Source organism: Streptomyces rectiverticillatus (assembly GCF_013394065.1).
Classification (GTDB): Bacteria; Actinomycetota; Actinomycetes; order Streptomycetales; family Streptomycetaceae; genus Streptomyces; species Streptomyces rectiverticillatus.
Map to the genome: position 1 here is coordinate 139,745 of NZ_CP040752.1, position 23,849 is coordinate 163,593.

At 70.2% G+C, this 23,849-nt stretch carries 21 protein-coding genes, 1 tRNA gene and 2 pseudogenes; 12 read left to right on the forward strand and 12 right to left on the reverse strand.

What is annotated here, in order from left to right:
- Positions 1 to 36: 36 nt before the first annotated feature.
- A complete protein-coding gene (locus FGW37_RS00540; RefSeq protein ID WP_179079213.1) occupies positions 37 to 1,002 on the reverse strand; it encodes a phytanoyl-CoA dioxygenase family protein in 966 nt (321 codons plus the stop codon).
- Positions 1,003 to 1,448: 446 nt separating this feature from the next.
- Between FGW37_RS00540 and FGW37_RS00545 the strand changes: the two genes are divergently transcribed.
- Positions 1,449 to 2,489 carry a vWA domain-containing protein gene (locus tag FGW37_RS00545; RefSeq protein ID WP_179079214.1) on the forward strand — a complete coding sequence of 347 codons (1,041 nt, stop codon included), beginning with the start codon at positions 1,449 to 1,451 and terminating at the stop codon, positions 2,487 to 2,489.
- A 993-nt stretch (positions 2,490 to 3,482) separates the two neighbouring features.
- Here FGW37_RS00545 and eno read toward each other — a convergent pair.
- Both eno and FGW37_RS34040 read right to left on the reverse strand, forming a co-directional pair.
- Positions 3,483 to 3,698, reverse strand: a pseudogene (gene eno, locus FGW37_RS00550) (phosphopyruvate hydratase); the annotation flags it as partial.
- A complete protein-coding gene (locus FGW37_RS34040; protein ID WP_218650626.1) occupies positions 3,682 to 4,029 on the reverse strand; it encodes a histidine kinase in 348 nt (115 codons plus the stop codon). The pseudogene eno and the gene FGW37_RS34040, both read right to left, overlap by 17 nt.
- Positions 4,030 to 4,393: 364 nt before the next feature.
- On the opposite strand from FGW37_RS34040, the gene FGW37_RS00560 reads away from it, so the two are divergent.
- Positions 4,394 to 5,404 (forward strand): RimK family alpha-L-glutamate ligase, encoded by a 1,011-nt coding sequence (locus tag FGW37_RS00560; RefSeq protein WP_246430189.1) that lies wholly within the window; start codon positions 4,394 to 4,396, stop codon positions 5,402 to 5,404.
- A gap of 16 nt (positions 5,405 to 5,420) precedes the next feature.
- Here the strand turns inward: FGW37_RS00560 and FGW37_RS00565 are convergent, their stop codons facing one another.
- From FGW37_RS00565 to FGW37_RS00575, 3 genes are all read right to left on the reverse strand, one after another.
- Positions 5,421 to 5,930, reverse strand: coding sequence for a DUF3995 domain-containing protein (locus FGW37_RS00565; RefSeq protein WP_179079216.1), 510 nt, complete (start codon positions 5,928 to 5,930; stop codon positions 5,421 to 5,423).
- Positions 5,927 to 6,286: a DUF6191 domain-containing protein gene (locus FGW37_RS00570; RefSeq protein ID WP_179079217.1), complete on the reverse strand. Its 360-nt coding sequence runs from the start codon at positions 6,284 to 6,286 to the stop codon at positions 5,927 to 5,929. Before FGW37_RS00570 ends, FGW37_RS00565 begins: the two co-directional genes overlap by 4 nt.
- A gap of 390 nt (positions 6,287 to 6,676) precedes the next feature.
- A complete protein-coding gene (locus FGW37_RS00575) occupies positions 6,677 to 7,090 on the reverse strand; it encodes a hypothetical protein (RefSeq protein WP_179079218.1) in 414 nt (137 codons plus the stop codon).
- Between the two features lie 70 nt (positions 7,091 to 7,160).
- On the opposite strand from FGW37_RS00575, the gene FGW37_RS00580 reads away from it, so the two are divergent.
- Positions 7,161 to 7,580, forward strand: a complete 420-nt coding sequence (locus FGW37_RS00580) for a serine hydrolase (RefSeq protein WP_343066956.1) — start codon at positions 7,161 to 7,163, stop codon at positions 7,578 to 7,580.
- A gap of 322 nt (positions 7,581 to 7,902) precedes the next feature.
- Here FGW37_RS00580 and FGW37_RS00585 read toward each other — a convergent pair.
- Positions 7,903 to 7,976: transfer RNA gene (locus FGW37_RS00585), tRNA-Met, on the reverse strand.
- Between the two features lie 101 nt (positions 7,977 to 8,077).
- Between FGW37_RS00585 and FGW37_RS00590 the strand changes: the two genes are divergently transcribed.
- The 4 genes and pseudogenes from FGW37_RS00590 to FGW37_RS00605 all read left to right on the forward strand — a co-directional run bounded on the left by FGW37_RS00590 (position 8,078) and on the right by FGW37_RS00605 (position 10,491).
- Positions 8,078 to 8,218: a hypothetical protein gene (locus FGW37_RS00590; RefSeq protein ID WP_179079219.1), complete on the forward strand. Its 141-nt coding sequence runs from the start codon at positions 8,078 to 8,080 to the stop codon at positions 8,216 to 8,218.
- A 127-nt stretch (positions 8,219 to 8,345) separates the two neighbouring features.
- Positions 8,346 to 9,314, forward strand: a complete 969-nt coding sequence (locus FGW37_RS00595; protein ID WP_179079220.1) for a GNAT family N-acetyltransferase — start codon at positions 8,346 to 8,348, stop codon at positions 9,312 to 9,314.
- A gap of 64 nt (positions 9,315 to 9,378) precedes the next feature.
- Positions 9,379 to 9,740, forward strand: a pseudogene (locus FGW37_RS33955) (DIP1984 family protein).
- A 175-nt stretch (positions 9,741 to 9,915) separates the two neighbouring features.
- Complete coding sequence (locus tag FGW37_RS00605; protein ID WP_179079221.1) at positions 9,916 to 10,491, forward strand: hypothetical protein; 576 nt, start codon at positions 9,916 to 9,918, stop codon at positions 10,489 to 10,491.
- 64 nt (positions 10,492 to 10,555) lie between these two features.
- Here the strand turns inward: FGW37_RS00605 and FGW37_RS00610 are convergent, their stop codons facing one another.
- A complete protein-coding gene (locus FGW37_RS00610; protein WP_179079222.1) occupies positions 10,556 to 11,227 on the reverse strand; it encodes a hypothetical protein in 672 nt (223 codons plus the stop codon).
- Between the two features lie 228 nt (positions 11,228 to 11,455).
- Between FGW37_RS00610 and FGW37_RS00615 the strand changes: the two genes are divergently transcribed.
- Complete coding sequence (locus FGW37_RS00615; RefSeq protein ID WP_179079223.1) at positions 11,456 to 12,736, forward strand: hypothetical protein; 1,281 nt, start codon at positions 11,456 to 11,458, stop codon at positions 12,734 to 12,736.
- Positions 12,737 to 12,920: 184 nt separating this feature from the next.
- Here the strand turns inward: FGW37_RS00615 and FGW37_RS00620 are convergent, their stop codons facing one another.
- Complete coding sequence (locus FGW37_RS00620) at positions 12,921 to 14,543, reverse strand: MFS transporter (protein WP_179079224.1); 1,623 nt, start codon at positions 14,541 to 14,543, stop codon at positions 12,921 to 12,923.
- Positions 14,540 to 15,955: an FAD-dependent monooxygenase gene (locus FGW37_RS00625; RefSeq protein WP_179079225.1), complete on the reverse strand. Its 1,416-nt coding sequence runs from the start codon at positions 15,953 to 15,955 to the stop codon at positions 14,540 to 14,542. The genes FGW37_RS00620 and FGW37_RS00625 overlap by 4 nt, the downstream gene beginning before the upstream one ends.
- A gap of 360 nt (positions 15,956 to 16,315) precedes the next feature.
- Here FGW37_RS00625 and FGW37_RS00630 point away from each other — a divergent pair, with 360 nt between their 5' ends.
- Both FGW37_RS00630 and FGW37_RS00635 read left to right on the forward strand, forming a co-directional pair.
- A complete protein-coding gene (locus tag FGW37_RS00630) occupies positions 16,316 to 17,137 on the forward strand; it encodes a hypothetical protein (protein ID WP_343066957.1) in 822 nt (273 codons plus the stop codon).
- Between the two features lie 54 nt (positions 17,138 to 17,191).
- Positions 17,192 to 17,761, forward strand: coding sequence for a hypothetical protein (locus FGW37_RS00635; RefSeq protein ID WP_179079227.1), 570 nt, complete (start codon positions 17,192 to 17,194; stop codon positions 17,759 to 17,761).
- 76 nt (positions 17,762 to 17,837) lie between these two features.
- Here the strand turns inward: FGW37_RS00635 and FGW37_RS00640 are convergent, their stop codons facing one another.
- Positions 17,838 to 19,040, reverse strand: coding sequence for a protein-L-isoaspartate O-methyltransferase family protein (locus FGW37_RS00640; protein ID WP_179079228.1), 1,203 nt, complete (start codon positions 19,038 to 19,040; stop codon positions 17,838 to 17,840).
- A 432-nt stretch (positions 19,041 to 19,472) separates the two neighbouring features.
- Between FGW37_RS00640 and FGW37_RS00645 the strand changes: the two genes are divergently transcribed.
- A complete protein-coding gene (locus FGW37_RS00645) occupies positions 19,473 to 21,095 on the forward strand; it encodes an AAA family ATPase (protein WP_179079229.1) in 1,623 nt (540 codons plus the stop codon).
- Between the two features lie 301 nt (positions 21,096 to 21,396).
- Positions 21,397 to 22,626 (forward strand): serine hydrolase domain-containing protein, encoded by a 1,230-nt coding sequence (locus tag FGW37_RS00650; RefSeq protein ID WP_179079230.1) that lies wholly within the window; start codon positions 21,397 to 21,399, stop codon positions 22,624 to 22,626.
- A 72-nt stretch (positions 22,627 to 22,698) separates the two neighbouring features.
- On the opposite strand, the gene FGW37_RS00655 is transcribed toward FGW37_RS00650, so the two are convergent.
- Positions 22,699 to 23,700 (reverse strand): type III polyketide synthase, encoded by a 1,002-nt coding sequence (locus FGW37_RS00655; protein WP_179079231.1) that lies wholly within the window; start codon positions 23,698 to 23,700, stop codon positions 22,699 to 22,701.
- Positions 23,701 to 23,849: the final 149 nt, after the last annotated feature.

Sequence of the window (23,849 nt, forward strand, 5' to 3'; positions counted from 1 at the left end):
CAAGACGCCCGAGTCACCGGCGCGACCAAGCCGACGTCACAGGATTCCCTGCTGTTCGAGCCAGGTGCTGCGTTTCCGCAACGCGGCCGGAACATGCTCGGCGTACCTCCCTGCCTCCAGGTCGGGCTCACCGGGGCGGGGCACGTAGATCGGCACGTCCTCCTTGGGTGGCCTGAAAGCGTCGTTCGGCTTACCGTAGTCCCGCATCAGGATGCGGCGGGTGCGGGAGAGGGACGAGGCCCAATGCGGGGTCGAGCGAAACCTGTCGCACGCAACGATCCACGTAGGGCCGTATTCATAGAAGAGGTTGAGGCGCGTCACCTCGCTTCGGTTCTCCGCGACCCGGTGCCACAAGCCGCTCCACATGAGCGTCATCGAACCTGGTTTCACCGTGAGGTGACGCTCGTCCTGGCTCGGGTCGTGGGTGTGATACTGCGACAGGTACGGCCGGTTGCGATGGCTTCCCGGGATGTAGACCAGGTTCCCCATGTCGGCATGGGGGAGGGCAGTCAGCCAGTACCCCACCTTGATGCGCAGGGGGGCTTTGCCGCCGAAGACCTCGAAAGGCAGCGCGCGCGGGCCGTCGAAATGCCAGCGGACGCGCATCTGCCGGCCCGGCTCCCGCTTGAATGACTGGCTGCGCAGCAGTTTCAGCATCTCGCCGTAGACGTCGTAGACGTAGCCCACGTGGGCGGGGCCGTCGATCAGCTCGGCGAACCGGGGGTCGGACTCCACGATGTTCCAGCCCATTCCTCGTGGTTGTTCTTCGAGAGCCTCGACGAGGGGCTGGATCTGATCGGGTTTGAGGGCATCTTCGATGATCAGAATGCCGTCTCGGGCGAAGGTGGCCCAGCTCTCCTTGGTGAAGCCGAGCGGTGCGTAGGTGAGATCCTGGTCGGACACGGCGGTACCCCCTACCTGTGTCTGCACCCGCCGGTGTGCGGCGGCGCTCCACCCGCCTGCCTTGCGAAGATCCTGGGGCGTGCGGATGAGGATCGACATGAAACTGCCGCAGAAGAGCGAAGTAAACCACGGTACTTTACCACCGATGCCGTCCCCTGTCCTGCCCGCGGGTTGGGCCTCGCAGGCGGCGCCACGCAGTGCAGGGGCTTCCGCGCAGCTGCAGGGGCCCGATGAGAACGAGAGGTCGAAATAGTCGATCGGTGTCCGGGCCGATCGGGCGCAACCACCTGGTCGCAGTCGTGAGCAGCGCGCACCCCTGCGCGGGCCCGTCGCCGGTGGGCTATGAGCAGTTGCGGTGCCAGCCGCTGATCCTGACGCCCGGCGAGGGCCCCCGGCCCTGGACGGCGCGGCGCGATGGGAGCGCCACGTCGCGGGTCAGTCCTCTCTCCCCCCCCGGGTCTGCACCCCGCCTGGCATCCAAGATCGATTGTCAGTGGTGGGTGGGAGGATCGGAGCACCGAGTCGGAGAACAAGGGGGAGCTGTCATGTCCGGAAACCAGAACTACATCAACCACGTTGCTCTTGTGCTGGATGCCAGTTCGTCGATGTCACACCTGAGCCGTAAGGTCGTCGAGGTAGCCGACCAGCAGATCGCCTATCTGGCCCGCCGGTCGGAGGAACTGGACCAGGAAACCCGCGTCACGGTGTACGTCTTCGCGGACACGGTGGAGTGCGTCATTTACGACAAGGACGTGCTGCGTATGCCGTCCCTGAAGCAGCTGTACCGGGTCGGCGGAATGACGGCCCTGCTGGCGGCTGCACTGAAGTCGCAGCGGGAGCTGGCGCAGACAGCTCAGCTGTACGGCGACCACAGCTTCCTGACGTTCGTACTGACCGACGGGCAGGAGAACGCAAGTCATCACTGCCCGGATGCCCCCAGCAGGGACCAGCGTGAACTGGTGCGGGCCGTGGCCGAGATGATCGAGACGCAGGAGGACAACTGGACGCTGGCCGTTCTTGTGCCGGACCAGATGGGCAAGCGCGAGGCCATGCAGTGCGGTTTCCCGAAGGACAACATCGCCATCTGGGACGCCACGAGCACGCAGGGCCTGGAGGAGGCCGGCCAGGTCATCCAGGAGGCCACCGAGAAATTCATGGTGGGCCGCACCCAGGGCATCCGGGGATCGCGGGCGGTGTTCTCCACGGGTGCGGAGGCGGTCAATGAGGACACCATCAAGGCAGCCGGTCTCACCCCGGCGGACCCGTCGGAATACCAGCTGATTCCGGTGGCTCGCGAAGCGGCCATCCGGGACTGGGTCATCGAATGCGGGCACACTTACCGTACCGGTGGTGCGTTCTACCAGCTGAGCAAGTCGGAAAAAATCCAGGCACGGAAGCAGATTGCGGTGCTGGAGAAGAAAACGGACCGGGTGTACACGGGGCCGGAGGCCCGGGCCCTGCTCGGCCTGCCGGACATGGAAGTCCGCATCAAGCCGGACCACAACGACGACTTCACGATCTTCGTGCAGAGCACCAGCGTAAACCGGAAGCTGGTCCCGAACACGCGGCTGCTGCTGATGAACTGACGCCTCGGGAGCCCCCCGGCGTCCGCCCGGCCGGCGGGGTTCCCTTCGCGTTCACCACGCCGCCCGGGCCTGCGCAGCGCGCACCGTCTGCAATGGCCTGGGCGCGGCGCGGGTGGCAGAGGTCGATCGACTCGCCGGCGACCTGGGTCAGCGTGCCGGCACATGGGCCGCGTCGGCCCGGTGTCCAGGTGCGTGTAGTGCTTTCATCGGACGGAGCCATCGCGGGCCGAGGAGACCTGAGCGCGCCGACCGGAGACTGGTTGGCGCCGTGTAACGCCGGCGTCGCGGCGTCGTTGGACGGTGCGACTGCGTATGCGGGCCCCGGAGGTGTCATGACTGGCCCTCCGGGGCCCGTGGTGTGTCCGGGCCGGGTCAGTGCCTACGTGTCGGTGATCCCCGACCCTGAGGAGGGCGGGTGGCCTGTGCCGACGCGGGGTCTGCAGGCACGGGGCGAGCTGGCTGGCTCGACCGGCTCCTGGACCCGCAGTGGCCCCCAGCGGGTACGGCCCCCGGCTGAGACCCGCAAACAACCCCGGGCCGGCAACACAGAGCCTTCGCAGTCCACCCACTCCTGTTGGCAAGCCGCACCAGGCTGACGGCCTGCTCCAGGGTCCCGGCGAGCGGGACGTAGTCGCACCAGCGGGCGCCGAGGGCCCAGGGTTAGAACCTGTCCGGGCGATCGTCGTCTGATGCGTGGGGGCCGGATTACTGTCTTGATCAACGGGTGCCGTGGCGGTCGTGGACGCGAGCACCAGGTGCGACGCGGCTAGCATGGAGGGATGAGCGACACCACGTCCGATGACGCCGCCCCAAGCCAGTCACGGACCTCGCGGTCCGGAAAGCCCATATCGATGCGTACCCTCAGCCGTGCGACCCGGTGGGAGACGTTCGCCCTTCTCGTTGTGCTGCTCGTCGTCGTCTTCGCTTTCGCCTAGGCCTCGTGTGGGCGATCATGTGCGGAGCCAGATGACCAGGGCTGCTGCGGTGGCAGTGCCGAAGCTCTTCCGCGCCTGCGTACTGGGCGCCGACGCCCAACGGCTCCTCGATGCGGATGAGTTGGTTGTACTTGGCGGTGCGGTCGGAGCGGGACAGTGATCCGGTCTTGATCTGGCCGCAGCCCGTGGCCACCGCCAGGTCCGCGATCGTCGTGTCCCCGGCCCCCGGCCCCCGGACCATGAGCATGCCTGGCGCCTCAGCAGACGGATCTGTTCCGCCTCCGGGCACAGATGGGGGTCGTCGCCTCCAGTTCCGCCTCCAGGCCGCCGGTGCGCAGATTGAGCAGGGAGAGCCGGTGGCCGAGCCCGTCGTGCATCTCGGTCGCCATCCGTGAACGTTCCCGCAACTGGGCCGACTCCACATCGGCCCGCCGCGCCCGCTCGCGACCCACGCACGCTCCCGCTCGGCGCGCAACAACCGATCGTCCTGGCGTGCGAGCGTGCCCACCGGCGCCGGGGCGAGCGCACACGCCAGGGTGAGGACCAGGCTGGAGCCCACCGAAGAGCCGAACCGAATGGCCAGGCCGGATGTCGGGCAGCGCCATCCAGGCGATCGTGACCACCACGGGAAGCGCGGCAGCGAGCGCCAGGGCCGGCAGTCGGCTCCCCCGGCCGACGACCGGGCCCCAGGCCGCCGGGGCCACCAGCGGCGCGGCCTGCGGCAGCAGCCCCACCACCGCGGCCAGAGCTTGGAGGTCGGACGCTTGCTCGAATAGGCGATGTGCGCGGGAACGGGAGTCAGTCGCCTGGGGCCTGTCGGCGTTCGGCGCTCGGCGTCCTCCTGCCCAGCAGGACGACCCCGACACCGGCGCCGCGTTCTACCCGTCGTGACACCGCGATCACGGAACTGAGACACTGGCCCCCTCGACGGCCCGCAGGCAGTGGGCGGCAAAGAGGTGAGGAGCCAGCGTGGTCACACCACCCCGTGCCCTGCCGACGATCCCGGCACCCGCCGACGTGTGGATGCTGGTGCGGCAGCGGCCGGCTGTGCTGCGCCGGTCCACTCGGGAACTGGCAGCAGCCCTTGCCGATACGTACGGCCCCCGCTTCGCGGTCTGGCACACCGACGAGCTGCTCTTCGGTGTCCAAGGCGGCCGGTTGGTGTTGCGCACCCTGGGGGGCGCGGACCTCCCCGCTCCCGAGGTGGTGTGCGTTCGCCAGGTGGCCGGACCCATGCGCAACGACCGCGAGGTGACCTTGTTACGGCACCTTGAGCACATGGGCAGCACCCTCATCAACACAGTCGACGCCCAGCTCAAGTCCCGTAACAAGGTCTGGCAGCTGCAAGAACTCGCCCTGGCCGGACTGCCGGTGCCCGACACCATCTCCTACGCCACCGCCCCCTTGGAAGGCGTCGTGCGCAGCCCCCACCTGGGTACGCCGTGCGTAGTGAAGTCCGTCAGCGGCGCCAAGGGCGGGCAGGTCTTCCTGGCCCCCGACCCGCACCTGCTCAGCGAGGTGGCCGGCAGCCTCACACAGGAGGCGCCGTTTCTCTTCCAGGAGCACGTCGCCCATTCGCACGGACGTACCCTGCGCGTCGTCGTGGTCGGCAACGAACCGGTGGGCGCCGTACTGCACACCTCCCGTAACGGCACTCTCACCGCCAACATCGCCAAGGGCGGCTCCGCCACGCTCTGCGCGGGCCGCTTTCCGCAGGCAGAAGAGCTGGCGGTGCGCGCGGTCCGCGCCCTGGGCCTGGACATCGCCGGGGTGGACCTGTTGTTCGCCTCCGGGGACACCTTCACCATCTGCGAGGTGAATGCCGTCCCGGGCTGGCGCCCGGAGATGACCGCGATCACCCCCGCCATTACAGCCTGCATCGCCCACGCCCTCTCGACCCGTCGCCGCGAGGCACCACCGACAACCACAGGGCCGCCGCCGCACCGAGGCCGCCTCACACAAGGACAAATCCCCAGCTGACGGCACCCGCCCGCAATCAGCTTCTGGACGGGGGTGGCAGTCCTGCGTCGGTATGCCTGCTGGACCGAAGGGCGGCGAGGCCGAAGGCCAGTCCCCCGGCGATGAACCAGGGGTTCCAGAGAGCCAGCGTCCAGACCCGCTGCCCCACGCTCACCGAAGTGTCCAGGTGCGCCGTGTTGGTCAACAGCAGCACCTCGATACCGATGCCCCGGGCCAGTAGGAGGGCGCTGACGCTCCACCCCAGCCACCTGGCCAGAGCAGCGGCAATGCCTTGGAGCCTGGACCGGGCAAGCAGCCATGCCAGCCAGGCGCCGAGCAGGCAGAGCGCGCCCACACCCCACAGGCCGGCTACGACGAACCACAGCGGGCGCTCGGTGGCCAGCGGGCCGGCGGAGACGCTCAGCCCCACGTCACCGCCGACGGCCCAGTAGAAGTGCAACCCGGCGAACGCGGCCGCCCACGAGCACGCGATACGTCCCCACAGCGTGGACGGTTCCGCACCCGTTCCCCTCGGTTGAAGTCTCACCGTCGGCTCTCACAGGCATCACGCCGGTCAGCGCAGCACGGGCCATCCGTCTCCTGTGGCAGCACGATGAACGCCGTGCCCTTGGTGAGGTCGATGCTGGAGCGGGGCGGTGCACCGTCGCTCTCGTCGTCCCGCTGCAGCAGTTCCACCCTTCGCTGCTCCAGCTCCACCGTCTTGTTTCCATTCACGACCGCCGTGAACTCGTCGAAGGCGATGCTCGACAGCGACTGTCCCGTGCGCCTGCGCAGCCACGGCATCAAGCCCAGCCCTGTGAACCACCGCCACGCGCTCTCGAGCAGGGCGAACAAGACCAGGAGAGAAGCGAATGCCGGGAACGACATGAGCAAAAACGTCACAGATGGTCCCTCTGGTCCCTCATCGGTCGCAATTGACTGCCGGGAAACGGCGGAAGGGCCGGCGTCGTTCCCAGCGGCACAGGCCGCTCGATCCCCTCGACCGCCGTCGTGGGACTCATCTCGCTGATTGCCATGGGCCCACTGTTCTGGACCCGCAGCGCGCAGGGATCAGGCTGCCGCGTGATCCGCCTCCCCCATGCGGCGGAGGCGCCGCCCATGGAGATCCACCGCATGGAGTAGCAGGGCAACCGCCTCGGCTCCCGTGCCGCCGGCAGCCGGCCTGCTGGTCGGTCCTGCGCCCCGGAATGGTGTGTCGGATCTGCCGCCGCCGCAGGGAGAAGCGGTTCCAGGCGGGCGTCCCGCCGCAGCACCGGGCCTGCCGGGCAGCCGTCACTGATGCAGGATGTCGATGCCGGCCGCGCGCAGGTTCATCTCGACCAGGGCGTTCAACCGGGCGATGGATGGTCCCTGGTCTTCCCCGTGGTGGTTGACCAGTCCGTACCGGGCGGCGGCGTCGCGCCGGTTCTGAAAGCCGGTCGGCATCGCCAGCAGGGCGCGGTTGGTCAGCAGCTTGTCGGCCAGCGCGGACGCCAGCGGCTCGATACGCGGGTCGTCGGGATCCCACGATCTCGCATCCCAGCCGCGCTTGGTCAGCTCGACGAACTCGGGGTCGTCGAGTGACCGTTCGAGGCGAGTCAGGAAGCTGTCGAAGATCTCCGGCATCAGTGCCCGGGCCAGCACGAGGCCCTCCCGTTGACCGGCCACGTAGTCGGGACTGAAGCCGTGATCGGCGACCCGGTCCAAGATCGCGCAGGCCCGGTCGGGCAGCAGGACCCACGGCCACTACGGGTACGAGGACGCCGGCCAACGGAAGGTGGCCGACACCACCCGCTTCAACCCCTCCTGGATCTCCGCCGCCGGTGACATGATCTCGACCAGCCAGGATCTCCACACGTTCTTCTCCGCGCTGAACGGCGGCAAGCTCCTGCCGGCCCCGCTGCTGGCCGAGATGCGCACGCCGCACCCCAAGGTGGGCTACGGCCTGGGTGTGTTCGTGGAGGAGGCGGACGGGGGCGGCACCATCCTCCAGCACAATGGCGGCTTGGGCGGCTGGGCAACACTGATGTACAGCACGCCCGACGGCAGTAAGACCCTGACCGGCTCGCTCACCTCCGGGGACGCCGAGCTCGACTGGCCCGCCATCGCCGAGGCCTTTGAGAAGGTGAAGCAGAGGCTCGTCAAGGAGGTGTTCCGCGGCGGGCTGAGCAGCGCGCGAACCGGTCGGACTTGGTGACGGTGAAGACACGGTCCCGGCCCAGACGGCGGCCAGGGCCTGGTTCAGGCCGTTCCAGATGCGGCGGGTGGTGCCGGAGAAGCCGCGGTCGATGCAGCTCCACCTCGGCGACGCAATCAGCCCGTCCCATCCCGCAGGGGTCGCTGGGATCGGGGTCGGCTCACCGTCGTCGTACCAGCCCTCGGCCGTCTCCGTATGGGGCATGGCCCCGAGGATGACAAGGCGGTGCGGTGCAGCGGGGCGTGGGCCGTAGCCGTCGGATCGGGCGCAGTACGGATGCAGCAGGGCCCGGATCCCGACGGATCCGGGCCCTGCTGGGCAGTAGCGGGGACAGGATTTGAACCTGCGACCTCTGGGTTATGAGCCCAGCGAGCTACCGAGCTGCTCCACCCCGCGTCGGCAGTCCCCACCGTACGCCATCACAGCCCCTGTCCGTGACCACTTCCTGCCCGCAGGCTCATCCTGCTGCGGCTCGTCCTGGCAAGAATCGCCCAGCGATGAGGCTGGCCGCCCCCGCACTACTGTCCGTACGGGGCCGTCAAAGGCCATACGTCCCCCACCGCTTTTACCTCGACCTCGAACTGCTGAAGCTCGTGGCGCTGGTTGTTCTCGGCACGGCCGGTCTGTGCGTCATCTGAGCCGATCCGGATGCCCGACCACACTTGTTGTGGCCGAAGACCCCATCCGGCCGCCCGGAGCAGCCCCGTGAGGCCTGCCCAAAAAATCCTTCGCCACAGCCTTCCGCCTCTTTGTACTGTTTGCCAGGTGAATGCCACGCTCAAGCCGCTCGACACAGCCGATGCCCGGGACCTTGCGACCCTGCGCGCAGAGGTCGAGCGCGCCGACAGGTCAGGCCTGCACGAGGACGAAACTGACGCCCTCCATGAGCTCACCGACCCCAAGCTGGACCTGGCGCACAACACCGTCGGTGTCTGGCAAGGATCGCGGCTGGTGGCGTACGCGATGCTGTACGAGCCGGAGGGAGTGCAGGACATCGCCCGTTTCGACACCGCCGCCGCTGTTCATCCGGCCCGGCGCCGCCAGGGAATCGGTACGCGCCTGGTCGGCTGGATGTGCAACCGCGCGGACGCGATTCGGGCGGAGCGTCACCCCGGCGTGCCGGGCGAGCTGCTGATCGATGGGGCATCCACGAACGCGGGGCTGGCGGCCCTGGCCGAGCACGCCGGGTTCGAGCCCCGCCGTTACTGGTTCACCATGGCGCACGACGACCTGCACACGGACCGGCTGCCTACCGCCGACGTGCCCGTCGGCCTGCGCCTCGCGCCCTTCGAGGCGGCCCTCGACGAAGCAACTCGCAGCGCGCACAACGACGCCTTCCGCGACCACTGGAATCACACCGCGACGGACACCACCGACTGGGGCACCTGGTTCACCGGACACCATTCGTTCCGCGCCGGTCTCTCTGCGGTGCTGCTCGCCGACGACGACCGCGTCGCGGCGTATCTCCTCGCCGACGAGTACGTCGCCGACGGCACGGCCACGGGGCGTCGCACGTGCACGATCGGCCACCTCGGCACCCGGCCGACCCACCGGGGCCGGGGCGCGGCGCGCGCCCTACTGGCACACACGCTGGCCGAGGCCGGGCGCCAGGGGTACGACAAGGCGGAGCTGGTCGTCGATGCCGCCAACCCGACCGGGGCCCTGAAGCTCTACGAACAGATGGGTTTCGCAACGGAGCGGGTGTTCGTGACGTACGCCCGGTCGCTGGGCTGAGCAGGCCGGCCGGCGGGCAGGCACTGCGTGCGCCTACTCGTGTGAGGCTTACGGCGGACAGGAGATGGAGACAGCGAGGCTTGCCGAGGCACTGGCAGAGCGTGCGGAAGCGACCCGTCGCGTGGAACAGCTGCGCGCACGCGTGGTCAGCAGCGCGCGGCACCAGGGCGTACGTACGCTCACCGACGCGCTCGCGCGCCGGGACGTACTGGACTGCGTCACGCGGTGGTCACGTCGGCTGCAGATGCGGCAGCGGGTGCGGGCGAGCGCGGCTACGGCCGGCAGCTCCGGTCCGAGCTGATGATGCTCTTCGCGCTCCCGGTCGCGGAACTGCGCGCGCAGGCGGACGTACTCGCTCGGGAGATCCGTCTCCCTCCCCTCGAGGCCGCCGCCCCGGGCGCACGTACGCGTACCGCAGAGATATGAGACCGGCGTCGCCGCGGATGAGGAACGTTGTTCCACCGTGTGGCGGAGGGGAAGCCGTCCGAGAGATGACGCGGTGTGGTGCAGGAGACGACAGCCTGGATGTGAGCGGCCGGGAGGTCACGCCGGATGCTGACCGACACGGACCCGGCCGCTCCCCTTGCCACCAGGAGGATCAATGTCCCGGACCCGCCGCCGTTCCTTCGCCACCGTCGCCCTCTCCCTGGGCGTGTGCGCGGCCGTCATCGCCGGCGTCACTACGACCAGTGGGACAGCCGCAGCGCAGACCAAGGACGAGCCTTCCCTCGCCGGCTCCGCCAAGCTGCAGCGGAAGCCCGGCGACGACGTCCACTTCGCCATCGACGCGCACGGTTTCGCGGACAAGGCTCAAGGGACCTTCGATGTCAGCCACCAGTACGGCAAGGAATTCGACGTGCGGTTCAAGGGGCGCATCGATTGCCTGCTGACCGGCGGACCGGTCGCCGTGGCGACCGGGGTCGTCACCGACGCCCAAGTCAAGGTCGCACCGGGCATACCGATGCCCTCTGCAGCCGAGCTGAAGGGCAAGCGATTCGGCTTCACCGTCCTCGACGGAGGCAAGGGCGGAAAGAAGGACCGGCTCGGCTACAGCTGGGCCATGGACGGCCTCCCTGTCAACAGTGTCGGCAAGTGCGTGAGCAGTGCTCCCTTCGAAACCCTGGAAAAGGGCGACTTCACCGCACACCACTGGCTGCCGCCCCGCACCGGCGCGTAGGACGCCCACTGCTGCAGGGTGCCGCACGGGGGTCGGCACCCGCCCAGGCCACGGGCAGGTCAAGCTAGCCCAATTCGGGGTAGTAGCCCCGCTGGTACGGCGACAACTGGGAGATCGCGAGCTGCGCCGCTCCCCGGCAGATCAGGCAGACGCGGTCGCGGTGGCATGCGGAGCAGTTTTTCCGCCCGCGGACCTCGTCGTGCACCCAGCCGCGTCCCCCGCATCCGGGGCACCAACCCAGACCGTCGCACTCGTAGCACAGCACATATCCGGGCGTGACGGTTTCGGCTGTGCACACCGGCTCCGGCCACTGGAACTCCTCCGGCTCGTACAAGGCCATCGCCGGCGTCCGCCCGTCGAAGTACACGACGGGTCTGTGGTGGCCCACGCGGATCTCGATGCTGCAGCCGTCGCGGCGGCCGGTGACCACGGACCGGGGCCTGCCACCGGCGTCCTCCTGCGATGTGGCGACCTCCCAGCCCGCCGAGCCGAGCAGGGTTGCCGCGCGAGACGCGATGTCGGCGGCACTGGCATGCGCGGGACGCTCCCCGCTGAAGGAGCTCGTCCCGTATTGGTAGCGGAGCGGTTCATGCCAGTCGACGATCGTCGGCTCGTCGAGAAACAGCAGGCGCAGGTCGCTGCCGGGGGTCAAGTCGTTGATCAGCTCGACCAGTTGCGTGCGCAGGGCTCGCCCCAGCCGGTCCAGCTCCTCGCGTGCGCCCGGTATGCCACCCATTGCCGCCGCCCCCCTTCGCGCCGGGCCTGCTCACTGCCCGATCGTCGCCCGATTATCGCCCGACGTTCGCCCGACATTCACCCGAACATCGGCATCCTGTGCGCCGTTCACGTGGAGTTGGCCTGCTTCGTCGTGGCACAGTCGGCCTGACCAGGATCAGAGCCGGCGTTCGGTCGCCGATGTCACGTCCGTACCGAATATCGGGCTCCGCCCCTACGGTGCTTCGCCATGGACACCACACGAAGAACGATTCTGCGCGGCATGGCGGCGGCACCCTTGGCCGCCACCGCCGGCGGTCTGCTCGTACCGTCCACCGCACGGGCGGCGCCCGGCGACTTCGCCCTGACGATGCGGCTCAGCCCCTCGCAGTACCACCGCAACTGGTCCGCCGCCGCCGACACTCTGCGCCGCCGCCTGCCCCACGCGGACCTGGTCAGGGACGTGCTGCGCCGGGCGAAGCGCGCCGGTGGCATCCTGAGAAGCTGGGGCGACAGGCCCGGCGAGGGAGTGGAGCCGACCGGCTTCGACTACGGCTTCGCCTGGGATCCGGACACCAAGGACCCGCACCGCAAGCTGGACGGCAAGACCGCCCAGTGGTATCCGCAGGGGATCAGCACCAGCGTCGACGGCTACGGCGGCACCGTGGGGGGCCGGAAGGTCGTCGCGGTCAGCTGGTACGGCTACGAGAACTACGAGAACCGGGGCGCCCGGATCAGCTTCATCGACGTGACCGGTGACCCGAAGCGGCCGCGCTACGAGCATGTGCTGCTGGTGGAGCCCAGCCAGCCCCACGGCTCGGACACCGCCACCTTCAATCCGGTGATCATGCATGCGGGCGGCGTGGCCTGGGTCGGGAACTTCCTCTACGTCGCCAACCTGCCCGGCCGGCTCGCCCCGTTCAAACAGGGCGGGGTGAGCGCCTTCGACCTCACCCGGATGGTCAAGGTGGAAGGCGCGGACAAGCGCAAGGCCTTCGGCTACGACTACATCCTCCCGCTGCACCACCTGTACGAGAACCGGGGCGGCGGCAGGCTGCGGCACTCGCAGCTGTCACTGGACCGCACGCGCCGCAACGAACCCCACTCTCTGATCGTCAGCGAATTCCGGGACGACGGCTCCAGGGGAAGGGTCGTGCGCTGGAGTCTGGCCCCGACCGGCTACCTGGCCGACGGGCTGTCCGACGAGGACTGGCTGTCCAAGCCCTACGTGCAGGGGGCGGTCGCCGTGGGCGGTGACGCCTACTACGCCGCCAACGTCCGTGGCTCGAAGGGCCCCAGAGGCAGCGGGGCGAGCATGGAGAGCGGGCAGAGCGGGGAGAGCAGGGAGAGCCGGGAACGCGCCCCGAAGGCGGGACAGCTGTGGCTGCACAAGGGGCGCAAGGGCGGCCCGAAGAAGCACGGAACGCTCGCCATCGGGCCCGAGGACCTCAGCTACGACGCGGGCCGGCTCTGGTGCCTGGCGGAGCATCCGCACCTGCGGCGCGTGTACCGGATCAACCTCCGCCGCTGACCGCGTACCACTGACGGCACGTGGGGAGGCGGGCCGCGTCGGTGCCGACAAGGTCCTCGACCACCTCCACGACGAACTACTCACGCCGCTGAGTCCGGCCGGACGAGACCAGCTCGTGCAGCTGCTCACCCGCTTGCTGGACCACCACGTCCAGGCCGCACAGGCTCAAGGCTCTGGACAAGCCCTACGGGTCGGCCCTGCCGGCATTCGGCCCTGGGCGCCGTCCTCTGCGTGCCGTGTCGCTCCGTGTTCCCCCGTGGGCGAGGGTGAGCGCCGCTGCCGCGGTGGCGAGCCCGAGGAGCGACAGCGACACGTGCACCCCCACGGCCGCGTACGGGCCTGCCCCGGCATCGCCCGACGCAGCCGCCGCGGCGGGGGCGGGACCCCGCGGCACGCACGCCGGCGCCCCGCACACCGGGACGAGCTCCCCCACGGCCGTCAGGACGGCACCCGCGACCGCCGGACCCGCGGCACCGCCTGCCATGGCGAAGGCCGTTGCCGTCGCCACGGCCGCCGACGTGCGCCGCCGGTCGCGGCACCCGGTGACGGTGGCCATGGCGGCACCGTTGGCGAGTCCCAGCCCGCACCCCACCAGCGCACAGGCGCAGCCCGTCAGCCACAGCGGCGTGGGCTCGTGCCGGCCGGCGCAGCCGGTCAGCAGTCCAGCCGCCATGAGCAGCAGGCCGCCCCGCATCAGGGCCGGCCCCGCGCCGCGGCCCGTCCTCCGGGCGGCCAGCCGGCCCGCGACGACGGCGGGGAGCGCGGCGGGCAGCATGACGAGCGCCGCCCGGAACGGGCCGAGCCCGTGGCCCCGGGCGAGCGCGAAGTACAGGAGGTAGGTGAAGGCGGAGTTGGCCGCGAAAAGGATGAGGAGTACCAGCAGCGCACGACGCGAGGGTGCCTCGCGCAGCAGCCGGACGTCGAGGGCCGAGTGGACGTGCTGCCGGGCACGGTGGACGGCGAGCGGCAGGAGCACGGCGACCGCCCCGGCCGCGGCGACCGCCAGGGCGGGCTCCTGTGCTGCCGGCGCCGTCAGCCCCACCACCACCGCACCCGCTGTACCCGTGCACAGGACGATTCCCGGTGCGTCCAACCGCTCGATTCCCGGTACGTCCGACCGCTCGGTTCCCAGTGCGTCCAACCGCCCGGTTCCCGGTACGTCCGACCGATCGATCCCCGGTACCTCCGACCGATCGTCACCGCCTGCCTCCTGAGAATCCCGGGGGCGGTCTGCCGGTCCGGCGTGCACGCGCCGGAACGTGAAGGCGGCCAGGGCGGCGAGCGCACCGAAGACGGCGCGCCAGCCCAGCAGGGCGGCCAGCGAACCGCCGAGCAGGGGGCCCAGACATGAGGCGACCCCGGCGGTCGACACCCATCCGGCCACCGCGCGCGGCTCGGCCTCCGGCCCGGGACACCACTGCAGAAGCAGGGTCAGGCTCACCGGCGACAGGGCGGAGCCGCCTGCTCCCTGCATCAGACGCGCGCCGACCAGCCACGGGCCGCCGACGGCCGCGGCCGCCAGCAGGCTCCCGGCTGTGAAGACCGCCAGTGCGCTCAGCAGGACCCGCCGCGGGCCGTACCGGTCGGCGATACGGCCCGCTCCCAGCTGCAGAGGACCGCAGCCGAGCTGGTAGGCGGCGGCGAACCAGGCCGTCTGCGCCGGGCCCAGCCGCAGGTCGTGGGAGACCAGCGGCACGGCCGCCGCGGGAGCGGCGATGGCCAGGGCACCGCAGAGCAGGGCGAGGTGGCAGGGCAGGGCGGTGGTACGAGGCCCGTGTGCCTCCCGCGGTACGGGCCGTGCGTTCACAGGAAGTGTCCGTCGGGGCGGACGAGACAAGGCCGCCGGTACGCGGCGGAGTGCGCGGTCGTCAGTGGGTGTTCCAACGCGGCGGCGCGGGGGTCGGGGGTGCCGCACGGCGGTATCAGGTGTACGTGACGGCCGTCGCGCAGTGCCTCGAAGAGGCGGGCCGGAGCACCCGGAAGGGTGGTGAGCAGGGCAACGTCCGGTGCACGCTGCCCGCCGCGGATCCGGCGGGCGGTGTACGGGGCGGCCGGGGGCAGGCCCGCCAGTGCGGCGGCGAGGCGACGGCGTACGGTCGGCAGCCGGGCGCCCAGCAGGACGGTGGCCCGCAGGACGTGGGCACGGCTCGATGGGGCCGCGTTGAAGTGCAGCAGTGCGCTCGTCAGGTGCAGGACGCGGGTGGCGGCCCGCCGCCGCTCGTCCGTGTAGGCGTCCAGCAGGCTGTCGTGCCGGGGCTCTGCGGCGGCCGCGGCGAGGCGCCAGCCGAGCCCCATGGCGTCGGCGATCCCGGTGTTGAGCCCCTGGCCACCGGTGGGCGGGTGGACGTGGGCCGCGTCGCCGGCCAGGACGACGCGGTGGTGGCGGTACCGGACCGCGTGCTGCTGCTCGCAGCGGTAACGGCTGATCCACTCGACGTCCCGCAGGCCGAGGGAACTTCCGGTGACGGCGCGCAGCAGTTCCCGGGCCCGGTCCGCGTCCACGGTGGCTTGCGCGCGGTCGCCGGGGCGCGGCGACCGGTAGTCGTAGAGGATGACGCGCCAGCGTCCGTCGCCGAACGGGAGCAGGATCGCCATGCCCGCGCGCCCCCACGTGCTCCACGGCTGCCGGGGCTCGAGGTCCACCCTCGCGTCGACGGACAGCACGTCGTACGGATGGACGGACCGGGGTGCGGATATGCCCGCCAGCCGGCGGACGGTACTCCGCGCCCCGTCGCAACCGGCGACATAGGCGGCACGGATCTGCTGTTTCCGCCCGGCACCACATGCTGTCAGCACGACGTCGTCGCCGTCCTCCCGAAGGCCGGTGACGTCCACGCCGCGGAAGACCGGGGCCCCGAGTTTGACGGCGTGCTCCTCCAGCAGGGAGGTGGTCCGGTGCTGCGGGAGGGCGAGCGCGTGCGGAAAGGGGCTGTCGAGTGCGGTGAAGGGCGCCGTGGCGTGAACGGCGCCCAGAGGGTAATGCCGGTACCGGTGTCCGGCAGTGAGGAAGGAATGCGCCATCCCGCGCATGTCGAGGTATTCGAGCGTCCGGGCGTGGAGCACCAGCGCCCGTGTCACCGGCGTAATATGCGGCTCGCGTTCGAGAACCGCACAGCTGACGCCGCGCAGGGCCAGCTCCCCGGCCAGCCACAGCCCCACGGGGCCGGCTCCCACGACGGCGACCTGGACGGAACCGGGCAGAACCAAGGAGTCGGGCATCAGTGCCATTCCTCTGGTGGGCCTGGGCCTGGGCCTGCTATGCGTGCAGGTAGCGGGCCTGCTACTCCTGCGGACGATCTCGGTCGGAAGGAGCCGTGGTCGCCGTGGCCCGCACCACCTTGGCACCGAGGAACTCTCGTGTCCAGACAGCCGTCACAGTAGGAAAGTCATATATATATCCGCGGTATTGACCGGGGGAAAGTGCCCTGCGATGGTGACCGAGGCGCTCCGCACATCCCCCTTTCCCACCCGGCGGAACGGAGAACGATGGGGCATTCCCTCGGCCGGCACTCGTACGGTGAATCCGGAATCGAATTCCTGCTCGTGGACAGAGCGCGGGAACGGCAGAGGGTCCGCAGAGTGCGTGCCGACGTCCGCCTGCTGGTGGACCTGCCGGAGGTCTACCAGGAGGGTGACAACGCCCGCCTCCTCCCGGCCGGCGCCATCAACAACTCCGTCCTGGCATTCGGCGCCCGGCACACCGCCGCGGAACCGGAGGTCTACGCGCTCGCGCTGGCCGAGCACTTCCTTGAGGCCGCCCCGCCGGTGGACACCGCGGAGCTGAGCATCACGTCCTCGGACCTGGCTCCCCTGGAGGCCGCCGCGCCCCCGTCCGGTATCCGTGCCAGGGTCCGTTCAGAGATCGGTGCCGGGGTCCGTCCCGGGGTCCGTCCCGGAGTCCAGCACTTCACCGCGGGCCCACCCCCTCGCGACCTCGCGCGGGTGACCCTCTCCCGCGGCGGCACGACCACCGTGCTCGGCGGGCTCGGGGACGTGGAGCTCTTCGTCACCGGCGGTGCCACCTTCACCGGCTTCGCACGCGACGCCTTCACCACCACTCGTACCTTCACCGACCGCGTCTTCGGAGCCCGGCTGGACGTGACCTGGTGGTACGCGGAGGCGTCCGGCGCGGACCACGGGACGTGCCGGAACCGGGCCCACCGCGCGGTCGTCGAGGCGTTCGCCGAACACACCAGCCGCTCCAGCCAGCACACCTTCTGCCGGCTCGGGACCGCCGTCCTCGACGCCTGCCCGGAAGTCACCGGGGTCCGCGTCGAAGGAGCCCATCTGACGCGCGCGCTCATCGACCTCACCCCCTTCGGGACGGAGAACGACGGCCGCGTCTACACCGCTGCCGACACCCAGCGCAGCACCGTATCGGTCGACGTGCACCGGACCTGAACGCACCTGCCGAACCACCCGACGTCCACGCAGCAAAGCAAAGGGAGGAACTCCGTGCCGACAAGACACCTGAGGAAGGCCTGGAGCATCGCGGCCGCCATCCTGCTCACCGCTGTCACCGCCCCCACCGCCGCACCGGCCTCACACACGGGGGACGGCGGAGGCCCGCTCGTGCTCATGGCGTGTGCGGGCACCGTCGCCGCCACCTACACACCGGGGCTGACCTACGTCCCCAAACCCACCGCCGTCAGCTCCCAGGCGGAGGTCGGTTGCCCCGTCTCCGCCGGCTCCCGGCTCACCCGGGCCACCTTCGGGGGGAGTTCCTCCGGAACGCTGTCCTGCCTCCTGGGCCCCGCGTCCGGCACCCTGACCTTCCACTGGGACAAAGGGAAGACCTCCACGGCCGCAATCCGCAGCGTCGTCGCCGCCCGTCCCAACGGAAACGTCGTCACCGCCAGCACTGGCCGCATCACATCCGGGGTCTTCACCGGAGCCCTCGTCGTCACCGAGGTCACCCTGCTCGCCTCCGGCCTCACCGACTGCCTGACACCGAAGGGGCTCTCCTCGGCCTCGGGCCCCACGACCGTGACCATCACCCGGGCCGGGGCGCCCGGGGCTGCCTGACCTCGACGTCCAATCGCCGCCTCTTCGTTGACCAGGTACTGCACCGGGCGGGTCTGCTGACGGGGCGGGCGACGGCTCAAGGGCTCGGCCGGCTCGGCTCTCCCAGGATGGTGATCCCGGGTCTGCCGCGTCCTGTCTCCACCTGCACGGTGTGGTCACCGGCCGTGTTCACGCTCAGCCTGTACTGGCCGATGCGGGGGCGCCCGAGCGTCTCCCAGTGGGTGTATCCGGCGGTGATCTCGTCCCAGAGCAGCCTCGGACCCGCCTGGGTCACAGTGAACCGGTCGGCGCTGTGGCCGTCGTAGTCCACTGCCGCCCAGGACGGGCCTTCGTCGTCGGCGATGTGCAGGCGGGTAGGGGCGTGCTCACCGCTGGTGTCCCAGGCGAAGGAGGCGCCCGGGACGGCCAGGCCGAGGTGGAACTCGGCGTCGAGGTCTCCGCCCGCGACCAGCCACGGTGACAGGGGTGACAGGCTCGTCGCTCCCTTGCGCTGGGGGGCGGGTGCGGTTGCAGGGCCTGCCGTGTCCCGGCAGGGGCGTCTCATGGGCATGAAGGAGGCGAAGGCGTGGAACCGTCCGTGCGCGGTACCGTTCCGGCCGACCGTCAGCGCAAGGGTTCCGTAGCGGCACCAGGCCGACGTCCACGGCGTGACGATGCGCCCGCCGGCTGTGGTCTGCTCCACCCAGGCCGGCGGGACCCGGTCGACGGAAAACGTCGCGACCACCCGCTCATACGGCGCTCCGGGCGGCCAACCGGCGGCCGCGTCACCGCAGGAGACCGCCGGTGCGAAGCCCGCGGCTTCCAGGTTCCGCTCCCCCTGTGCGGCGAGCAGTGGGTCCAGTTCGACTGTGCTGACCGCGTCATCGCCCAGAACGGCGCACAGGAGGGCGGCGTTGAAACCCGTTCCGGTGCCCAGTTCCAGCACTCTTCGCGGCCGGGCTCCACCTGCGGCGTCGCCGATTCCGGCCAGCAGCAGGGTGCGCAGCACCATGGAGGGCATGGAGGCTGATGACGAGGGGAGCCCGTCGGTGAAGCGGGTGACCAGCGGGGTGTCGGTGTAGGCCGCGGTGATCCACCCGTCCGGGTTCGTCGAACGGTCGCAGGGCCGGTAGCCGCCGTCGCCGTCGCGCAGCCACAGCCGATCGGGCAGGAACAGGTGCCGTGGGACCGTGCGCAGCGCGCGCTCGTACTCGGGCGGCAGCTGTCGGCCCAGGGGCTCGGTGACGTCGGCCAGCAGCCGGCCGAGGTGAGCAGCGGGCGCGGCCGGGGAGGTCTTCACAGCGGTGGGTTACTTCTTCTCCGGGGCCGGCGGAGGCGGCGGGGGCGGAGGAACGGGCCGGTTGGGCTGATGCCCGTCGTCTCCGATGGGCGAGCGGTGCTTGGCCTGCACGACGTCCACGTCTGCCTCCCGGGTCTCCCGCCCACGGTAGAGGAATACGGCGGGCCCCTGCAGAGCTTCCGGCCCACCGCAGAGCCCCGGTTCCAGCCAGGTCGCCATCAGCCAGGTGCCGACGGAAGAGGCCCTCGACGACAAGTTCCTGGACCGCCGGCCGCGGGTGGCGATGGAGGTCACCGCGGAGTGTCACGAGGATGCGCAGTACCATCAACTCTCCGTAGATGATCACATCGGCTGGTCCTGTTCCTGCTCCGGAGCAGGCCGCCAAGCAGTCATAGGGGGACAGAAACCGTGTCGCGTGGAACCACGTCCTGGATGGCGGCCAGACGCGCGGAGCGGGCCTGGCTGGACGCCGTCGGTCTGCTCGGGCAAGGGCACACCGACCGGGCGGCGGTGCGCTTCGCGGATGCGGTGCGTGAGGACCCGACCGCCGCCGATGCATGGCTCGGCCTGCATGCGACGGGTCAGCGCCAGGACGAGGCCCTGGCCGCCATGGACCGGCATGCGGCGAAGTTCGGTGCCCTGCGGGCCAAGCACAACGTACCCCTGGCGTCCCAGTTCCCGATCGGCGTGTTCGTCAGCTTCGCTCTGGAGACGGGCCGGGACCTGTGGTTGGCCACCCAGAGCGCCCTCCTGGACGCCGGTGCCCTGGACGAGGCCTGGCAGACACTGGCGGACGCGGAGCTGGACTGCGACGAGACGCGATTCGTCGCCACGCGGCACGCCTACCTCTCGGAGGACTGGGACTGGGTGCTGTCCTGTTCGACCGGCATCGACGATCCAATGCTCAGCGCCGAGGCGCAGCTCTACGTCGCGCAGGCGCTCATTGCGCAGAAGGTCTGGCACGAAGCCCTCAATACCCTGGATCGGCTCTCGGAGGAGGCCGAGGCGGGCAGCCTCTTCGACGCCGAGCTTGCCTACTGGAGCGGCCGGGCTCATGAGGGTCTGGGAGCGCAGGAGGAGGCCCTCAAGGACTACCAGTACTCCTTCCGGTACTGGCCCACGCTCTACGACGTGGAGGAGCGGGCACAGGTGGTCCGGTCCGGGACCGGCTCCGCCGCCGCGGCGGCACAGGAGCGCACGGGCCTGCTCGCCGAGGCGCGGGCCGAGCTCGACGCGATGATCGGCCTCGAGTCGGTCAAGCACCAGGTCCACACCCTGATCGCCCAGCTGGAGATGGCCGAGCTCCGCGCGGAGCAGGGCATACCCACCCGTACCCGGCCGCAGCATTTCGTCTTCGCCGGCCCGCCCGGCACCGGAAAGACCACGGTGGCCCGCATCGTGGGCAAGGTCTTCGCGGGGCTCGGTCTGCTGGAGCGCGGCCACGTCGTCGAGACGCAGCGTGTCGACCTGGTCGGCGAGCACCTCGGCTCCACGGCGCTGAAGACGTCGGCGGTCATCGACTCCGCCCTGGACGGCGTTCTCTTCATCGACGAGGCGTACGCACTGGTCAACGACGGGTACAACGGCGGTGACGCGTTCGGCAACGAGGCACTGCAGGTCCTTTTGAAGCGCGCCGAGGACGACCGTGAGCGCCTGGTCGTGGTCCTGGCCGGCTACCAGCGGGAAATGGAGACCCTCCTGGCCGCCAACCCCGGACTGGCCTCACGTTTCACCACCCGCGTCGACTTCCCCTCCTACGCGCCGGAGGAACTGCGGCGCATCGCCACCGTGCTGCTGGACGACAACGGCGACGTACTGTCCCCCGAAGGCGAAAGCGCCCTGGAACAAAGCCTCGACGCTGCGGCGGACCGGATCGACACACTCGGCAACGGACGCTTCATCCGTAACCTCTGCCACAAAGCCGCCGCCCAACGCGACCTCCGCCTCTCATCCACCACCCGCAACGGCCGGCCCCCGACCCGGGAAGACCTCACCACCCTCCACGCGACAGACATCTTCGCGGCCTTCGACGAGCTCACGGCAAGCGGTAACTGACAGCGGCGTGTGGACGCGTCTGACCGTCAGGGGCCCAACGGACAGGTGCGCACCGAGCACTCGTTCGAAAGCGAGGACGGAGGGGTGCCGCCGGGACGTCCCGCCCGGGAGACCGGCGGCACGGCTGGAGAACCGGTGACACCGGCACGGTGGCGCCCCACGCCTGTCGTGGGGTTCCAGGTCATGCGTCGCGGTGCGAGAACATACGAGCGGGCCTAGGCTGACCAAGGACTTGTCCTCGTCCGCCGGGAGGCCTGACATGAGGTGCCTGCACACGCGTTGGCGCAGAGCCTGCGCGGGCATGGCCGCCGCCGGGCTGCTGGCGGTACCGGCGATCACGGCGCCGGGCGCGATCGCCGCGGATTCCTCCTTCTCCCCCCTCCGCACCACCTCCTCCGCCTCCCTCACTTCCCCTCCGGACACGGGCACCCGGTTCCCGAAGCTCAGCCCCGCTGTCGCCGCACGTCTGGACACGGCGATCCGGCAAGTGATGCGCGAAACCTCCGTGCCCGGGGTCATCGTGGGCCTTTCGGCTCCCGGCAAGGGGAATTACGTACGGGCCTTCGGCATCGCCGACAAGGCGAACAGAACCCCCATGAGCCCCGGTCTCCATATGCGGATCGGCAGCGAGACCAAGACCTTCACCGTGACCGCCCTGCTCGAACTGGTCGACGACGGCAAGGTGAAGCTGGACGACCCGATCGGCCGGTACATCAAGGGAGTCCCCAACGGCCACCGCATCACCCTGCGCGACCTCGCCGGCATGCGCAGCGGCCTGTTCAACTACTCGGAGGACACGGGCTTCTCCAAGGCCCTCTTCTCCGACCCGTACCGGCCCTTCTCCCCGCAGGAGCTGCTCGGCTATTCCTTCAAGCATCCGGTGCAGTTCCAGCCCGGTGAGAAGTTCGAGTACTCCAACACCAATCTGATCCTGCTGGGCCTCGTCGTGGAGAAGGCCGGCGGCCGTCCACTCAACAGGTTCATCCGGGAGAGAGTCCTGAAGCCGGCGGGCCTGCACCACACCCTGTTCCCGACGGGCGCCGAGTTCCCCAGGCCCCACGCCCACGGATACACCGACCAGACGGCCTCGGGCGCGGTCGAGGACGCCACGAACTGGAATCCGTCCTGGGCCTGGGCCGCCGGAGCGATGAGCTCCAACCTGCGCGACCTGCGGACCTGGGCGCGTGTCGCCGCTACCGGCTCCCTGCTGCGTCCCAAGACACAGGCAGAGCGATTGAAGACCCTTCCGACGCCCATTTCCGGCGTCGGGTACGGCCTGGGAATCTTCAACGTCCAGGGCTGGATCGGTCACAACGGCTCGCTTCCCGGCTACGAATCGCTGACGATCTACCTCCCCGAGCAGCGAGCGACGCTGGTCGTCCTGCTCAACACGGACATCCTGCACGGCCGGACGGAGCCCAGCACCCTCTTCGGCCAGGCGATCACCAAGATCGTCACCCCGGGCCATGTGTTCAACCTGCCCGTCCCCCAGGGCGCGCGGCCGACGTCCGGTGGCAGCCCCTCCGGCTGACCGGTCGACCCGGAGCCGGGATGCGGGGATCGTGGCGCGCATCCCGGCAAGGCTGCCGGCTGTCCGACACGCCTAGGGCGCGACCCAGGTGCCGGTGACGGCCACCGTGGTGACCCCGGGGCCGAAGGCGATGACCAGTCCCGGTCCCCCGGAACGCGGTGGGGCGGCGAAGGTCTGCTCCAGGACGTCGAAGACCACAGCGCTCGCGGTGTTGCCGCGCAGGGCCAGGGAGTTCTCGCTGAGCTTGAACATGGCCGGCGGGATCCCCAGCCCCTTGCTGACCTCGTACATGATGCGCGGCCCGCCCGTATGGCTGATGAGGAAATCCGGCTGCGGCGCGAGCACGGGCGTCTCCTCCTCCAGCCAGCGTCTGAGTCCCGGCATCGCGTCCGCGACCACGCGGGATATCCGGGGGTTGGTATCGAAGTGGAAGCCGAGCTCGTCGACCTCGTAGGAGATGTGCCCGAGGGTGTCCGGTGCGAGGTCCTCGTACGAGGCGTCGAGCCGCAGACCGGGCCGGTCGTCCCGGACGACGCAGGCGGCGGCCGCATCGCCGAAGAGCGCGGTCGAGACGAACGAGGCGATCCTGTCGTCGCCGGGCTGGTACGACAGCGAGCACAGTTCGACCGCGACGATCAGGGTGACCGACCCGGGGCGGGCCGCGGACAGCTCGCGGGCGCGCGCCAGCGCGTAGGCACCGCCGGCGCAGCCCACCTGGCCGAATGCCAACCTGCGGACATCCCTGCGCAGGCCCAGGCGGCCCGCGACGTGCGCGTCGAGCCCCGGCAGGAGATACCCGGTGCACGAGACCAGCACGAGGTGGTCCACCTCGCGCGCGGTGGTGTCGGCGGCCGCCAGCGCGCCCTCTGCGGCCCGTGCTCCTAATGCGGTACCGGCATCGGCGTAACGGCGCATGCGCTCGCCGAAGGTCCGGAATCGCGTGACCTCCGCGAAAGGGTCGACGAGCGATCTGGTGCCCACCGAGGTGTTGCGCATCAATCGCAGGGCCGTGCCGATCCTCGGATGGCTCGCGTGCAGCTCTCCCATGTGGGAGACGGCTTCGTCGAGGGTCACGGTGTGATCAGGCAGGCAGAGCACGGGACGGCATGCTGTGGACACGGCGCTCCTTGAGGAAAGCGGCGACAGAAGGCGAGATGATCTTTAGACATCTGCGTGGCTCATGTCGAGGCCTGCCTGGCAGTGGGGCGCCGCCCGCCGGCGGT

Coding starts and splice junctions, on each gene's coding strand:
- FGW37_RS00540 (WP_179079213.1), bottom strand. CDS start 1,002: ATGTCGATCCTCATCCGCACGCCCCAGGATCTTCGCAAGGCAGGCGGG.
- FGW37_RS00545 (WP_179079214.1), top strand. CDS start 1,449: ATGTCCGGAAACCAGAACTACATCAACCACGTTGCTCTTGTGCTGGAT.
- FGW37_RS34040 (WP_218650626.1), bottom strand. CDS start 4,029: ATGGCGCTGCCCGACATCCGGCCTGGCCATTCGGTTCGGCTCTTCGGT.
- FGW37_RS00590 (WP_179079219.1), top strand. CDS start 8,078: ATGAGGCTGGCCGCCCCCGCACTACTGTCCGTACGGGGCCGTCAAAGG.
- FGW37_RS00605 (WP_179079221.1), top strand. CDS start 9,916: ATGTCCCGGACCCGCCGCCGTTCCTTCGCCACCGTCGCCCTCTCCCTG.
- FGW37_RS00610 (WP_179079222.1), bottom strand. CDS start 11,227: ATGGGTGGCATACCGGGCGCACGCGAGGAGCTGGACCGGCTGGGGCGA.
- FGW37_RS00615 (WP_179079223.1), top strand. CDS start 11,456: ATGGACACCACACGAAGAACGATTCTGCGCGGCATGGCGGCGGCACCC.
- FGW37_RS00625 (WP_179079225.1), bottom strand. CDS start 15,955: ATGCCCGACTCCTTGGTTCTGCCCGGTTCCGTCCAGGTCGCCGTCGTG.
- FGW37_RS00645 (WP_179079229.1), top strand. CDS start 19,473: ATGGCGGCCAGACGCGCGGAGCGGGCCTGGCTGGACGCCGTCGGTCTG.
- FGW37_RS00650 (WP_179079230.1), top strand. CDS start 21,397: ATGGCCGCCGCCGGGCTGCTGGCGGTACCGGCGATCACGGCGCCGGGC.